This is a genomic window from Polynucleobacter sp. AP-Nino-20-G2 (genome assembly GCF_018688235.1).
In the GTDB taxonomy this organism is placed as follows: Bacteria; Pseudomonadota; Gammaproteobacteria; order Burkholderiales; family Burkholderiaceae; genus Polynucleobacter.
This window is the reverse complement of the sequence record NZ_CP061313.1, coordinates 483,364-498,774: the sequence shown is the minus strand read 5'-3', so window position 1 is coordinate 498,774 and position 15,411 is coordinate 483,364. Positions and strand designations below refer to the sequence as shown.

The 15,411-nt window shown below is 47.7% G+C and carries 10 protein-coding genes and 1 pseudogene; 4 read left to right on the top strand and 7 right to left on the bottom strand.

Annotated elements, in window-relative coordinates:
• Positions 1-38: 38 nt before the first annotated feature.
• From FD960_RS02645 to FD960_RS02630, 4 genes are all read right to left on the bottom strand, one after another.
• Positions 39-413: a DUF2946 domain-containing protein gene (locus FD960_RS02645; RefSeq protein WP_215299681.1), complete on the bottom strand. Its 375-nt coding sequence runs from the start codon at positions 411-413 to the stop codon at positions 39-41.
• 89 nt (positions 414-502) lie between these two features.
• Positions 503-1,765 (bottom strand): oxalate/formate MFS antiporter, encoded by a 1,263-nt coding sequence (oxlT, locus tag FD960_RS02640; RefSeq protein WP_215299679.1) that lies wholly within the window; start codon positions 1,763-1,765, stop codon positions 503-505.
• A gap of 688 nt (positions 1,766-2,453) precedes the next feature.
• Positions 2,454-2,930 (bottom strand): DUF1854 domain-containing protein, encoded by a 477-nt coding sequence (locus FD960_RS02635; protein ID WP_215299677.1) that lies wholly within the window; start codon positions 2,928-2,930, stop codon positions 2,454-2,456.
• Positions 2,927-5,266 carry an ABC transporter ATP-binding protein gene (locus tag FD960_RS02630; protein WP_215299676.1) on the bottom strand — a complete coding sequence of 780 codons (2,340 nt, stop codon included), beginning with the start codon at positions 5,264-5,266 and terminating at the stop codon, positions 2,927-2,929. The genes FD960_RS02635 and FD960_RS02630 overlap by 4 nt, the downstream gene beginning before the upstream one ends.
• A gap of 209 nt (positions 5,267-5,475) precedes the next feature.
• On the opposite strand from FD960_RS02630, the pseudogene cphA (FD960_RS02625) reads away from it, so the two are divergent.
• Together cphA (FD960_RS02625) and cphA (FD960_RS02620) are read left to right on the top strand one after the other, a co-directional pair.
• Positions 5,476-7,656, top strand: a pseudogene (gene cphA, locus FD960_RS02625) (cyanophycin synthetase); the annotation flags it as partial.
• 12 nt (positions 7,657-7,668) lie between these two features.
• Positions 7,669-10,239 carry a cyanophycin synthetase gene (cphA, locus tag FD960_RS02620; RefSeq protein ID WP_215299672.1) on the top strand — a complete coding sequence of 857 codons (2,571 nt, stop codon included), beginning with the start codon at positions 7,669-7,671 and terminating at the stop codon, positions 10,237-10,239.
• Between the two features lie 106 nt (positions 10,240-10,345).
• Here cphA (FD960_RS02620) and FD960_RS02615 read toward each other — a convergent pair whose 3' ends face one another.
• A complete protein-coding gene (locus FD960_RS02615; RefSeq protein ID WP_371817439.1) occupies positions 10,346-11,356 on the bottom strand; it encodes a class 1 fructose-bisphosphatase in 1,011 nt (336 codons plus the stop codon).
• A 196-nt stretch (positions 11,357-11,552) separates the two neighbouring features.
• On the opposite strand from FD960_RS02615, the gene FD960_RS02610 reads away from it, so the two are divergent.
• Both FD960_RS02610 and FD960_RS02605 read left to right on the top strand, forming a co-directional pair.
• A complete protein-coding gene (locus FD960_RS02610; RefSeq protein WP_215299671.1) occupies positions 11,553-11,753 on the top strand; it encodes a type II toxin-antitoxin system VapB family antitoxin in 201 nt (66 codons plus the stop codon).
• Between the two features lie 5 nt (positions 11,754-11,758).
• Complete coding sequence (locus FD960_RS02605; RefSeq protein WP_215299669.1) at positions 11,759-12,142, top strand: PIN domain-containing protein; 384 nt, start codon at positions 11,759-11,761, stop codon at positions 12,140-12,142.
• A 28-nt stretch (positions 12,143-12,170) separates the two neighbouring features.
• Here FD960_RS02605 and pepN read toward each other — a convergent pair whose 3' ends face one another.
• Positions 12,171-14,780: an aminopeptidase N gene (pepN, locus tag FD960_RS02600; protein ID WP_215299667.1), complete on the bottom strand. Its 2,610-nt coding sequence runs from the start codon at positions 14,778-14,780 to the stop codon at positions 12,171-12,173.
• 34 nt (positions 14,781-14,814) lie between these two features.
• Positions 14,815-15,390, bottom strand: a complete 576-nt coding sequence (locus FD960_RS02595) for a TMEM165/GDT1 family protein (RefSeq protein ID WP_215299665.1) — start codon at positions 15,388-15,390, stop codon at positions 14,815-14,817.
• Positions 15,391-15,411: the final 21 nt, after the last annotated feature.

Genomic DNA, 15,411 nt, shown 5'->3' with positions numbered 1-15,411 from the left:
TGCCAACTACATAGCTAGGCTATGCCCTAATCAATAAATTAGGCTTGTGTGGGAGGGGCTACTGAGGGAGGCATTACCCAAACAGCGAGCGGCTTGGGTGATTGATAGAAAAGCTGAGGTAACAAGGCAAAGTTTTGGGGTGCTTCAAAACTGAGGTTTGTATTAAATGCGGGGGTGATGCTGCTGTGACCTACGCAATATGGGCAAGACGGTGTAGATTGAGTCTGATCAGCAAAATCATCGCCTGCCACTTGAATCTGCATCTTGCTGCCGTCAATCGAACAGACATCCATGGCAAAACCTTGGCCATGCTTTGCAACAGAAACTGCCTGAGAAATCGATGGCGCAAGCGCACTCATCACAATTGCTAGGACAGCAATCCAATGGACGAGACAGTTTTTGCGGAAATTCATGATGAATGAGATTCTATCTCAATACGATTGCAGGTGTGCAAATGCAAAAGGGGTCCCGAAGGACCCCTTTTATGACATATAAATCTGAATTACATAGAAGCTGAGCGCTCGATCAGTTTGCGACGCATTGGACGCAATACAAACCAAGCCAAGATTGCAGCAGTTCCGTTTAGGAAACTCGCAACCCAGAATACAGACTCCCATCCGCCTGTAGCTGTAGCCAATACGCTAGACAAAGGAACCAGTAATGAAGCAGTACCTTTTGCTGTGTAGAGCAAGCCAGCATTACCAGCAGCATAGGTGGAACCAAATGTATCGGCGTTGGTTGATGGGAACAAGCTGTAAATCTCACCCCATGCAAAGAACACGAGACCAGTCAACAATACGAACAAGACTGGGTCTTGACCGAAGTAGTACAAGCCCAAGATGCCCAAGCACTCAAATGAGAAGCACAGCGTCATGGTTTGCTCGCGACCAATCTTATCGGATACCCAACCAAAGAAAGGACGGGTTAAGCCGTTCAAGACGCGGTCAACGGTCAAAGCAAAAGTCAATGCAGGCAAAGCCAAACCAAGGATGCTTACAGTAACGCCAGCAATCTTGAAGTCTTTAGCAATTGGACCCAACTGAGCAGTAGCCATCAAGCCACCAGCAGCGACCATCACGAACATGAGATACATCACCCAGAACACAGGCTGCTTAACCATTTCCATTGGACGGAAGTCTTTGCGAGTTTGCGCAACGCTTGCCTTAACAGCAGTAATAGCACTCTTAATTGGCTTAGACAGGAACAAGCTTAAAAGAACCACAATCGCGCCTTGACCAATACCGAAGTACCAGAAAGCATCCTGATAGCCATTAGCGGCAATCATTTTTGCAATTGGAATTACGGTCAATGCAGAACCAGCACCAAAGCCAGCAGCAGTTAAGCCAGCAGCCAAACCGCGACGATCTGGGAACCACTTCAACGCATTACCTACGCAAGTACCATACACGGCACCAGCGCCAACACCACTTACTGCAGCAGCGATGTAGAGCATAGTCAAAGTCTCAGCATGGGCATTCATCATCCAACCCAAGCCACAGAGAAGGCCACCACCAAATACCACTGGACGTGGGCCAAATTTATCAACTAAATAACCTTCAATTGGCACCAGCCAAGTCTCGGTCAGAACAAATATGGTGAAAGCAACTTGAATCGCTGAACGACCCCATCCAAATTTTTCATCAATTGGGTTTACAAATAGTGTCCAACCATATTGCAAGTTTGCAATCATCGACATACACACAATGCCGATTAGTAGCTGAAACCAACGACCTCCTAGAGGCCCTGTAGTTTTCTCGCCGCTCATCTGTAATCTCCTGTTTATCTTTTATTAAATCTATTTACTAAATTGCAAATTCCGCTACAACTGCGGTAACTGATTTTTCAGCATATACGCCGTCAATCTCTTGACACCAGTCAAGTTTTATTCTTTTCCGCACTAGTGATTACCCTCGCTAGAAACCCCTCACTACTTGGGTTACAAGCCTTTTTCAATATTACTGGAGGGTGCTTAGATTCGATGCCCATTGTGATGAGTAATAACCCTTGTATCAATCCTTGGGTCAAAGCGTTTTGAGTAATTTGAAATCTGTAGAAATAAAAAAGCCACCCTAGGGTGGCTTTTCTTGACGCTATTTTTTTGAATTACATGCCGCGATATGCGCCATCAAAATCATAGTGACGGGTGCGCTGCTGAGCAGCTGGTTTGCTTTCAGAAAAAAGCTGGTTGAACATATTCAATAACTGAGTCATTTGAATCTCCTTAAGGGTTAATACCTAGAGTATAACCCTAATATTATGGCGATGCAACAATTCAAGATTTGCTTAAAGAGTCAAAAAGTCAGCAATTACAAACATATAAGCCATTGATTTATATGGATAAATATGTGAATCGTGTTAATGAGATGATTTCCGCGTGCGTAAACACTAGTTTTCCTATCGCCCCCACCAAGCAATCGATATAGGCAAGGTCGACCTACCCTAGCAGCTTGAATCTAGCGGAATCGATCCAATAACTTCTTACTAACTTTATCCAACTCGGCTGCATCTTTGATTAGAAATTGCAAGCCATTAGAGTCGGCAATTAAGAGGGTATTTCCCGCGATTCGACGGATGTCTTCTTCGCCCTTTAGACGAATTCTGGTGGGGCCACGGTCAGTTTCGATATCCCAAATACTGGGTGTAGCGAAGGTAGAGACCTTGGTAATTCTCTCAATGACTGGCATGAATTCACGCGTAGTCATTTCTTCCTCAATCAAAGCCAGCTCCGCTTCTGGAATCGCACTGACGCTATCAAACCAACACAACTCCTTACCCGACTGATCCATGATGGAGATCCCATCACCCGGCGCGGTAATCGGAAAGGCTCTGACTGGATAAACACCTACGTGACGATTACCAGCAGCATCAATCAAGACCAGACGCCCCAATGTGTCGCGCTCTAGGGCGTGCGGTTTTTGATATTCATTCATACGCCACCGCCAGTTTCCTTGGCAAGTACTTCTAAGCCTTCTTCACTATGCTCTTCAATACTCTCACCAATAGCGCCGCCCTCAACGAGCTCTGCCGCATGACGAAGTTGCGCTTGATATAGGGCGTAGTAAGCGCCCTGTGCATCCATCAACTCATCATGAGATCCAATCTCGACAATCTCGCCTTTGTCTAGCACTACCAAACGATCCGCTTTACGCAGCGTAGAAAGTCGATGGGCAATCGCGATCGTGGTACGGCCTTTAACCAGATTATCTAAAGCGCGCTGAATTTCTTTCTCAGTCGTGGTGTCAACAGAAGATGTTGCCTCATCCAAAATCAGAATGCTTGGATTAATCAGAAGCGCGCGTGCGATAGAGATCCGCTGGCGCTCACCGCCAGAAAGAGATTGACCGCGCTCACCTACCAAAGAGTCATAGCCGAGCGGTAGGCGAAGAATAAATTCATGAGCATGGGCTGCGCGCGCTGCCTCAATAATTTCTTCGCGCGTAGCATCGGGCTTTCCATACGCGATATTTTCAGCAATCGTGCCAAAGAATAAAAATGGCTCCTGAAGAACCAAGCCGATGCGCTTGCGATAGTCCGCAATTCCAATACTGCGAATGTCGCGACCATCTAAAGCAATTGAACCGCTACTCACATCATAAAAGCGACAAATTAAATTCACTAACGTACTCTTGCCTGAGCCACTATGCCCAACCAAGCCAATCATTTCACCAGGAGCAATATCAAGATCGATTCCCTTGGATACCGCGCGATTACCATAACGGAAACCCACGCCACGCAAGGAGATGCGGCCTTTTACTTCACCTAAAGGAGTTGGGTTAATAGGCTCAGGGACGCTAGAGACATGATCCAAAATATCAAAGATACGTTTTGCTCCAGCGGCTGCTTTTTGGGTGTGCGAAACAATGCGACTCATTGAATCAAGGCGAATATAAAAACGGCCGATATATGCCAGGAAAGCAATCAATACACCAACGGTGACTTTTTGATGCGCCACCTGCCAAATACCAAAACCCCACACAACTAGCAAACCGGTTTCAGTGAGCAAAGTCACTGTTGGAGAAAACAATCCCCACACTCGATTTACGCGATCATTGATTTGCAGGTTATGTTTATTCGAATCCACAAAGCGCTTGAGCTCGCGATCTTCTTGGGCAAAAGCTTTAACCACACGAATGCCTGGAATAGTGTCCGCCAAAATATTAGTGACCTCAGACCAAATACGATCAATCTTTTCAAAGCCAAAACGCAACTTATCGCGCACTACATGAATCATCCACACGATAAATGGCAAAGGCGCTAATGTAACTAGGGCCAGCAATGGATCAATCGATACCAAAATAGCCGCGGTCATCGTGATCATCAGTACATCGGTAGCAAAATCCAGGGCATATAAAGATAAAAATACGCAGATACGATCTGTCTCGGCGCCAATACGCGCGATTAAATCGCCAGTTCTTTTCCCACCAAAATACTCGAGGGAAAGTTTGAGTAAATGCTCAAAGGTAGTGTTGCGTAAGTCAGCTCCAATCCGCTCACTTACTAAAGCAAGTAGATATGTTTTCCACCAACCAAGACCCCACGCCACAATGGCTGCACCAAATAATGCGGCCAAATACTTGCTGGCTAAATGGAAATCAATCGGATTGCCGCGCTCATAGGGAATCAGCACATGATCCATCAGTGGCATCGTCAGATACGGAGGTATTAAAGTCGCTCCCGTTGAGAGCAAGGTTAAAACAAAACCCAGCAAGAGCTCTTTCTTGTATGGGCGAGCAAAACGCCACAACTTAAATAGAGTCCAAGTTGAGGGAGGCGCATCTTCTTCTGGATCGCATGTAGGGCAAGCGTCAGAATTTGCAGGCTTGGGACTGAGGCAAATTGGACAGACCTGCTTGTCATACTCAGAAACTTCAGTAGCAAGCTCGCTACCATGCTCACCACGGACCAGCTGACGAAAACCACTTTGTAAACGCAGAATTTGGGGATTAACCGCCAAAGTGAAGTACCAAACCCTCAAAAGCTTATCGTCGGATTCCAGCTTGAGATGCCCGACCCCCGCATGATCGCCATGCAAGATCCTAGCTTTAGGGCTAATAGGCCAAAATTCAGAATGCTCTCCATCCGTCCAAAATAAGCCTGTGGGGATAAGGCAAAGCATGCTTTTTCTGAAGCGCATCTCGAGATCAAGATCGAGCTCTACCCACGCCAGTATTGAACTAACAGCCTTAACAGGGGATTGAGGGCCAAGTAAGGTAGCAATCCAATCGCTTGGTAGGGGAGGAACGAATGGGGAAATTTCTGGCTTCATTGATCCTAAAAGTATAGTGGAGTCAGATTTTTTAGATTTAGCGGCTCTGTCAACTTTTAAGGCCAGAAAACCGTTAAATTGTCGTAATAGGCTTTTTTATGTATTTTTGCTAATTTTGTGGATTTTCAATAATTACTAGAACCTGAGAGACAGTCCGAGACATCCTCGCCCTCACCCGTTGAAGTGGCGCCGACCCTCCCCATCCACATATGCCCCAATTATTAGATAAAACAATCGAGATTCTGAGTGTCAAGCATCTCCGTGGTCCCAATATGTGGACCTACCATCCGGTCATTGAGGTCTGGGTTGATATCGGCGACCTAGAGGACTACCCATCCAATTTAATTCCTGGGTTCTATGATCGCTTGCTAAAAGCGCTTCCTAGTCTCCACGAGCATCGCTGTAGCTATGGTGAAGCTGGCGGATTCTTAAAACGAGTCGAAGAAGGTACTTGGCCCGCCCACATTCTTGAACACCTCACCCTAGAACTCCAAAATCTCGCCGGCATCCCTGGTGGATTTGGCAAAGCTCGAGACGGTGATCGCCGCGGCGTTTACAAGGTGATGGTTAGCGCGATCAATGAGGAAGTGACCTTAACGGCTCTCAAATACGCACGAGATTTATATCTCACCCTAGCTCAGGACACAAAAGATCCCGTAGCTGAAGTCGCCATGATTATTGAAAATCTGCGCGAACTTGGGGATGATCTATTGCTTGGACCTAGTACGGCCTGCATCGTGAACGCAGCTGAAGAGCGCGGCATTCCTTCAATTAGATTATCCGAAGGCAACCTCGTTCAGCTTGGCTATGGCGCTAAACAACGTCGCATATGGACAGCGGAGACAGACCAAACGAGCGCAATTGCTGAAACCATTTCTCGCGATAAAGACTTAACAAAAAGTCTGCTAGCTAGCGCAGGTGTGCCAACCCCAGAGGGTCGTACAGTCACTAGCCCTGATGACGCCTGGGAAGCGGCTCAAGATATTGGATTACCGGTGGTAGTAAAACCGATCGATGGCAATCATGGTCGCGGGGTATTTATTAACCTCTACACCCAACAAGAAATTGAAGCAGCCTATGCCGTAGCAATCGATGAGGGTAGCGAAGTCTTGGTAGAGCGTCACATCATTGGCGACGAACACCGCTTGCTAGTTGTTGGTAACAAAGTAGTTGCGGCGGCCAAAGGTGAAACTGTTTGGGTTACCGGTGACGGCAAACACACCGTGCTGGAACTCATTCAAATTCAGATTAATTCTGATCCACGTCGTGGCACTGCCGAAGAGCACCCACTCAATCCAGTAAGAATTGATTCCGCAGTGGAGCTTGAGCTCGCACGCCAGAAATTGACTGGATCAAGCATTCCCGCACTGGATCAAAAAGTACTCATTCAAAGCAATGGCAATGTAGCCTTTGATGTCACAGACCTCGTTCACCCAGAGGTAGCCAGCCAAGTAGCGCTTGCTGCTCGCGTTGTTGGGCTGGAGATTGCCGGCGTGGATCTCGTGGCACAAGATATTAGCAAGCCTCTCGAATCGCAAAATGCGGCAATTGTTGAAGTCAATGCAGGCCCAGGCTTATTGATGCACTTAAAGCCTGCGAGCGGCAAACCACAACCAGTTGGTAAAGAGATTGCGAACCACCTCTTCCCTCCCGGAGCTGACTTCCGCATCCCGGTAGTGGGTGTCTGTGGCGCGCGCGGCAAAACGCCCGTCGCCGAAATGATTGCTCACTTTTTGAGATTGACTAATCTATATGTTGGCCTATCTTGCAGCAAAGGATTGTTCTTCGGTCATCGCTCTATCCAGAAAAGTAATGCAGCCAACTGGGAAAATGCGCGTCGTACTTTATTAAATCGCGCAGTTGAAGCGGCCGTAATTGAAAACAATAATCTATCCATGTTGATTGAAGGCCTTGCCTACGATCGTTGCCAAGTTGGCGTTGTACTGAATGTTGATCCCTCAGCAAATTTCCCTCAGTACGCCATTTATGATGAAGACCAGGTATTCAGTATTGTCAGAACTCAAGTGGATGTCGTACTGCCTACTGGTGTCGCCGTATTAAATGCGGATGACCCGATGGTTGAAAAGATGGCGGAGCTTTGTGATGGCGAGGTCATCTTCTTCACGCAAGATTCTTCCAGCACTACAGCGAAAGAGCACCTGAAAAAAGGTGGTCGCCTAGTTCTGGTTGGTAAACAACAAATTACTCTGAAGTGTGGCAATCAGGATCAAAAGAGTATTCCAGTTCCGCGTCACTCTGAGCCTGACTCAGCTGCCCCATGGAAAGCCATGAACTTAGGTGCAGCGATTGCCGCAGCGTGGGCTTTAGACATTCCGTTCAACGTTATTGAAGCTGGTGCTGAAACCTTCGTTTCCGACGCCAGCGTTCCAACAGAGGCTTAATTGGAAATTACCCGTATTCGCATGTTGCGCGGCCCGAATTTATGGAGCCGCCACACCGCTTTAGAAGCTATCGTTTCCTGCGAAGAAACTGAACGCTCTATTGACACTATTCCTCAGTTCGAAACCAAGATCCGTGAGCGCTTCCCCCAATTAGGAAGCATGCGCCGCGGCGGCCATAACGAAATTCTTTCTTTGGCTCATGCCTTGGAACACGCCGCCCTTGGCCTCCAGTCTCAAGCTGGCTGTCCAGTAACCTTTAGCCGTACCGTCCAAACTATTGAAGATGGCGTTTACCAAGTGGTGGTTGAGTACACAGAGGAAGTTGTGGGGCGGATGGCCTTTGACTTCGCTTTTGGATTAATTCAAGCAACGCTAAATGACGTTCCATTTGATTTGGCAGCAGCCCTTTCTGAATTGGAAGCGCTTTATGAGGACGTGCGTCTTGGACCGAGCACAGGCTCCATCGTAGATGCCGCGGTTCAAAGAAATATCCCCTTCCGCCGCATGACAGAAGGCAGCATGGTGCAATTTGGTTGGGGCAGCAAACAAAAACGGATTCAGGCTGCTGAAACCAGTGACACTAGCGCTATTGCCGAGGCGATCGCTCAAGATAAAGAACTTACCAAGAACCTACTCGCTGCCGCTGGCGTATCAGTACCCACTGGTGAAGTAGTCACGACTGCGGATGACGCATGGCGTGCAGCCCAAAAGATTGGCGGCCCCATCGTCTTAAAGCCCAAAGATGGCAATCAAGGTAAGGGTGTCGTTGCGAATATTCAGACAGAAGCTGAAGTACGTGCGGGCTTCATTGTTACTCAAGCGTTCGGACGCGAAACCATTGTCGAGCGCTATCTACCTGGTGCCGACTATCGCTTACTTGTAGTTGGCAATCGCCTCTCCGCAGCGGCTAGACGTGAGCCAGCGCAAGTGGTTGGCGATGGCAAGCACACCGTTGCCGAATTGGTTGAACTGGAGAATAAGAATCCACTGCGCGGTGATGGCCATGCCACTGCATTAACTAAAATCCGCTTCGATGACATTGCGCTCGCACATTTAGCCAGCAACAATCTTTCTCCGCAATACGTTCCCAAAACTGGTGAGCGTGTTTTATTACGCAACAATGCAAACCTGAGCACCGGCGGAACAGCGACCGATGTAACCGATGATGTTCATCCTGATGTAGCTGCTAGCGCGATTGCTGCCGCACAAATGATTGGTTTAGATATCGCTGGCGTAGACATTCTGTGCGAAGCTATCTACAAGCCATTGGAATCACAAGGTGGTGGCATTGTTGAGGTAAATGCCGCGCCCGGCCTGCGCATGCATCTCAAGCCCTCCTATGGCAAGAGCCGTCCCGTTGGCGAAGATATCATCAATATGATGTACCCCCTGGGTGAAGATGGACGCATTCCAGTAGTCGCAGTAACTGGCACCAATGGCAAAACCACGACGGTGCGATTAATCTCACACCTTCTCAATGAAACCGGTCTGCGGGTCGGCATGACCACTACCGATGGCGTCTATATCAACCATCGCCTGATTGATTCTGGTGACTGCAGTGGCCCCAAAAGCGCTCGCAATGTCTTAATGCACCCAGACGTGGATGCAGCGGTCCTGGAAACAGCTCGTGGCGGCATGTTACGCGAGGGTCTTGGCTTTGATCGCTGCGAAGTTGCAGTAGTGACCAATATTGGCGAAGGTGACCACTTGGGCCTGAACTACATCACCAGCGTTGAGGATTTGGCGATTCTCAAGCGCGTTGTTGTGCAAAATGTAGCTCCAACAGGAGCTGCGGTACTGAACGCTGCTGATCCAATCGTAGCGAAGATGGGTGATGTTTGCACGGGTCGGGTGATTTTCTTTGCGCAAAATCAACACCACCCGGTTATTGCCGCACACCGCGCTAAGAATAAAAAAGTGATTTACTGTGATGGCACTTATATCGTAGCATCGAAAGGTTCGCGCGTACTCTTCCGCTTCCCGGTTAGCGAGATTCCATTTACCCAAAATGGCGTATTGGGATTCCAAGTAGAAAATGCGATGGCTTCTATTGGCGCCGCTTGGGCGCTTGGTTTAGATGCTGAAAAAATTGCTCGTGGCTTACATTCATTTGAAAGCTCAGCCAATGTAGTGCCAGGACGCTTCAATCAGTTCCAGCACAAAGGGGCAACCGTCATTGCTGATTACGGACATAACCCCGATGCAATGCGCGCCCTAGCAAGCGCCATCGAGGCGATGAAGCCCAAGAAGAGCCACGTAGTTATTAGTGGTGCTGGTGATCGTCGTGATGAAGATATCCGCGACCTCACCAGAATCTTGGGCAACAGCTTTGACAATGTCATTTTGTATCAAGACCAGTGCCAACGCGGTCGTGAAGATGGTGAAGTGCTCAAGCTCCTGAAAGAAGGTTTAGTTGGAACCACTAGAGCCAAGCAAGTAAAAGAGATTACGGGTGAATTCCTGGCCATCGATGCCGCCTTGAGTGATTTGTCTGCTGGGGATATCTGCCTGATCTTGATTGACCAAGTTGAAGAGTCGCTTGCTTATCTGAAGGAAAAGGTTCAGCCCTAAGGAGGCGCGCCCTTCTTGGCAAGTCCATAAGCAAAAAGCCCAATCACTGATTGAGCTTTTTTATTACAAGTACTGCACCCAAACTCTGTAGAGGTCTTCCGGGCAATTAGACCTGCGAGTGGTAATGCTGTAAACGCTCGATCTCTTCCTTGGAGCCCAGCATGACAGAGACACGTTCATGCAAATCGGTTGGGACCAAATCCATGATCAATTGATCACCGTTGGTAGAGGCACCACCAGCCTGCTCCACTAAGAAGCTCATCGGATTGGCCTCATACATCAAGCGCAGCTTACCTGGCTTATGGGGCTCACGCTGATCCCATGGATACATAAAGATGCCGCCACGAGAAAGCACGCGATGAACATCGGCCACCATAGAGGCAATCCAGCGCATATTGAAATCTTTGTCGCGCTCACCACTAACACCAGCCAGACACTCTTCAACATAACGACGCACAGGCTCAGCCCAGTGACGCATGTTGGACATATTGATTGCGAACTCTTTAGTAGAGTGCGCAATCTCAACAGCATGTTTAATTAAGACAAATTCACCGGTGACTTTATTCAAGGTAAACATCACCACACCGTTGCCTAAGGTTAAGGCCATGGTGGTTTGAGGCCCGTAAACAACATAGCCGGCAGCTACTTGATGACGGCCTGACAATAAGAAGTCAGAGGTCTGCAAAGGCGCAGATGGGTCTTGTTTCTTCAGCACCGAGAATATCGTTCCAATCGAAACATTCACATCAATATTGGATGAACCATCAAGTGGGTCGAATAGCAATAAGTAGTCACCGGTTCCCTGCACCGCTACCGGCAATTCCATCTCTTCCGATGCCAGGCCCGCCAAAGACTTGCAACCCTGAACCCCTTCAATCAAGAGGTCATTTGCAATGACATCCAATTTTTGCTGTACCTCTCCCTGGACATTGCCAGTACCAGCTGAGCCCAATAAACCAATTAAGGCGCCTTGGGCAACCTCATGACTCAACGTGGAGCAGGTATCAGCCACTGCTAAGAGTAATTCTTGCAAGCCAGCAGGAATAGCCTCGCCCTTCACCTTGGTGGACTCGAGATATTTCTTGAAATTGATATTGAAGTTACTTGAGGCAGTCAAAAGGAATTTCTCCGTGAATCAGGTAAAGAGGGTTACTTGGCAGACCTCTATTTTGCCCTGTTCATTCAAAAAATACTTAAATCCAACAGTCATAAGGCCTGCAGATGGGCTTTTGATTACTACAGACTCAGACTTCCCCTCTTTTTTGATGCATTATTTGATGCTAAAATGATTCAATATTGATGATGATAAAAGTATGCGAACAACTGTAACTATTGATGATGACCTCTACCAAAGAGGGCTGGAGCTTGCTGACCCCGGGATGGATAAGGCGGATCTCTTCCGTGAAGCAATGAATGTTTTTGTCAGAGTGCAAATCGGTAAACGATTGGCAGCCTTAGGTGGCAAGGCGCCAGAAATGAAAAGCATTCCTCGCCGAAAACCAAAGGGCGATTAATCACCATGACGATGGTTTTAGCGGACACCTCGGTATGGGTATCCCACTTCAGAAAGGCTAGCGGGACTTTGCAATCTCTTCTCATCAATGATCGAGTACTCTGTCATCCACTCATTATTTTGGAGCTTGCCTGTGGATCACCCCCATCGCCCAGAGTGAAAACTTTAAATCAACTCAAAAGCTTACGACAAGCAACTATTGCGACTAATAATGAAACATTAGAGTTCATTGAAAAAAATAAGTTTTATGACTCTGGTTGCGGGGCAACAGATATTTCACTGCTGGCCTCCGCACTCTTGTCAAAAGATGCTGTCATTTGGACTTCAGATAAAAAACTGCAAGCCCTCGCCCATCAGCTGGGGATTGAATTCAAGGAGAGCTTGCACTAAATTCCCAGCAAAGAAGGCCTGCTTATGCTTAAGATGCCGAAGCCTTAGAAATCACCTCTTTCACATCCGCAGAGAGAGTTCCGCAAGCGGCAACACGCTTTAAAGCCTCGAGCATCTGGGTTTGATACGGCTGAGCAAAATGACGCCAGCGATCTAAACCTCGCGCTAAACGGGCCGCTACCTGAGGGTTAATCGGATCCAAGGCAAGTACAGAGTCAGCCCAAAACGTATAGCCGCTGCCATCTACCTGATGAAAGCTAGCGGGGTTATTCATACAGAAAGCATGAATCACGCTACGAACTCGGTTGGGGTTATTCATCTTGAAAGCAGAGTGCTCTCTCAAGCGATGCACCTCATTCAAAGTAGGCTCAGCGTTTGGTACAGGCGGTCTGCTGGACTGTAAAGCAAACCACTTATCAATGACCAAAGCATCGTCAGCAAAACGAGTATAGAAGTCCTCTAAACATGCAGTAGCTGACTTAGAGCCATGAATTACCAATCCCGCTAAAGCAGCATAACGGTCGGTCATATTGTCAGCATTCTGATATTGATTGACCGCCATTGGAGCCCAAATGAGCGGATCAGCCTCTAACAACATACTGAGAGCCAGATTCTTCAGCGCGCGCTTTCCTGAGCTAGCAGCATCTGGATTAAAAGGTCCCGGCGTCTGCATTTGTTGATACAAAGCAGCCCACTCAATACGCAGCTGACCTGCGATCGCATGACGGAATGCGCGACGTGCAGCATAAATTTTCTGTGGATCTACGCTAGCGCATTGCTCATATAAATATGCCTCGGCGGGCAAGGTCAGCGCCAATTCTTTAAATGCGGGATCTAGCTCTGAATCGGTTAATAGATCGCGGTAGGCATCGATCAGTGCGGCATCTGGCAAACGATTTTCCAAAATCATTTGCATTGCCAGTTTCTGACCAGCTTCCCAGCGATTAAACGCATCATCATCGCTAGAGAACAGTGTCAATAAGTCCGCCTCGCTTTGCGCAAAATCCAGATGGATCGGTGCTGAGAAATTTCGATTAATCGATAGGACTGGGCGACTTTCCACCCCATCAAAAGTCCAGGTTTGTTGATCTTGCGTTAACTCCAACAATACCTCAGCTTGATTATCGCCAGCATTCAACAAACGTATCTTCAGGGGAATATGAAATGGCTCAGTCTTTTGCTGAACAGTATTTTTTGATGGGGACTGCGTCAAAGTAATTTGATATTGCTTTTTGGCGGAATCATAAAACTCACCCACCTTAACCATTGGTGTACCTGCCTGGCTATACCAGTGCTTGAACTGCGATAGATCTCGGTCATTCGCATCGGCCATTGCCATTAAGAAATCATCGCAAGTCACTGCCTGGCCATCGTGGCGCTTGAAGTACAAATCCATTCCCTTACGGAAACCTTCAACCCCAAGCAAGGTTTGATACATGCGCACAACCTCAGCACCCTTCTCATACACAGTAACGGTGTAGAAGTTATTAATCTCTTGATACTCGTCTGGACGAATGGGGTGAGCCATTGGACCCGCATCTTCAGGGAACTGTAGTTGACGCAAGAGACGCACATCCTCAATACGCTTTACCGCTCTACCGGACTCGCTACCCATTTGATCGGCCGAGAACTCTTGATCACGGAAAACCGTCAAACCTTCTTTCAAGGAAAGCTGAAACCAGTCCCGACAAGTCACCCGATTGCCAGTCCAGTTATGGAAATACTCGTGCGCAACAACGCTTTCAATATTGGCAAAGTCAGCATCAGTAGCGGTCTCGGGTTGAGCTAATACATACTTGGTATTGAAGATATTGAGACCCTTATTCTCCATCGCGCCCATATTGAAATCACTTACCGCCACAATCATGAATCGCTCGAGATCCAACTCTAGACCATAGCGCTTTTCATCCCAATGAATGGATGCAATCAAAGAATCCATTGCATGTCGAGTCTTCTTCAAGTCATGCGGCTCAACCCAAATTTGCAATAATTTTTTCGCACCACTGCCGGTCGTTATTGTTTCTTCAATGCATTCCAGCTTGCCCGCAACCAATGCAAATAAATAAGATGGCTTCGGAAATGGATCCTCCCAAACTGCACTATGCCAACCATTGGGCAATTTCTCGGTGCTGATGAGATTACCGTTAGATAACAAGACGGGGCACTCGGCTTCTCGAGCTCGCAAGGTAACGCGATAACGCGCCATCACATCAGGCCGATCTAAGAAATAGGTAATCTTTCTAAAGCCTTCAGCCTCACACTGAGTGAAGAAGTTTCCATTGGAAACATACAAACCCATGAGTGATGTGTTTTTTTCTGGAACACAGACGCAAATAATTTCGACTACAAATGTCTGTTTACCCTGATTGGGTAAAGCATGAATCGTGAGGGTCTCGGGAGTTAACTCAAATTGGCGATGGGCCTCGCCATTAATACGCAAGCTGACAAACTCAAGCTCATGACCCTGCAGCACCAAGGGGGCACCAGACTCATGACTCGGCCCAGGAAGCACTTCAAGACGACTTTTCACGATCGTCCTGGCGGGATCTAAGGCAATATCTAATTCAACTCGCTCAAGTGTGTAATTTGGAGCGCGGTATTCAAGCCTATGGAAGCTTTGTGCAATATCTGTTTTCATGGAGCAATTTTAAGCCCCGTTCCAGACTTTCTTCTTAACCCAAGGCAAGGGTCGTCACACCGATAGCAATGAAGGTAATAGCGGCTACAGCATGAACCCACTTGATCGGCATACGTTTAGTGAACTTTTGCCCAATCCAAACAGCAGGGGCATTTGCCAGCATCATCCCCAAAGTGGTGCCAACTGTCACGGAAAATACATCAGAATATTTAGCCCCTAAAGCAATCGTGGCAATTTGGGTCTTATCACCCATCTCCGCCAAAAAGAAGAGGCCCACAGTCAATATAAAAACTTGGAAAGCGCGGTCCGCAACCTTGGAGCCGGCAGCATCGTCAATATGGTCTGGCACCAAAAGCCATAAACCTATTCCCAGGAAGCTCAACCCCAAAATCCACTTCAACATGTCTGGACTGACAAATGTAGTGAGCCAATGCCCCAAAAATGCAGCGCAAGCGTGATTAGCAATTGTGGCAATAAAGATGCCGCCAATGATGGCCAAAGCTTGTTTTGGATAACGGGCAGCCAACATAAGTGAGAGCAACTGGGTTTTATCGCCCATTTCAGCTAGTGCAACCACACCACTAGAAAGTGCTAATGCAGAAAAGTCCATCAATTCAGTAAGGTAGATATA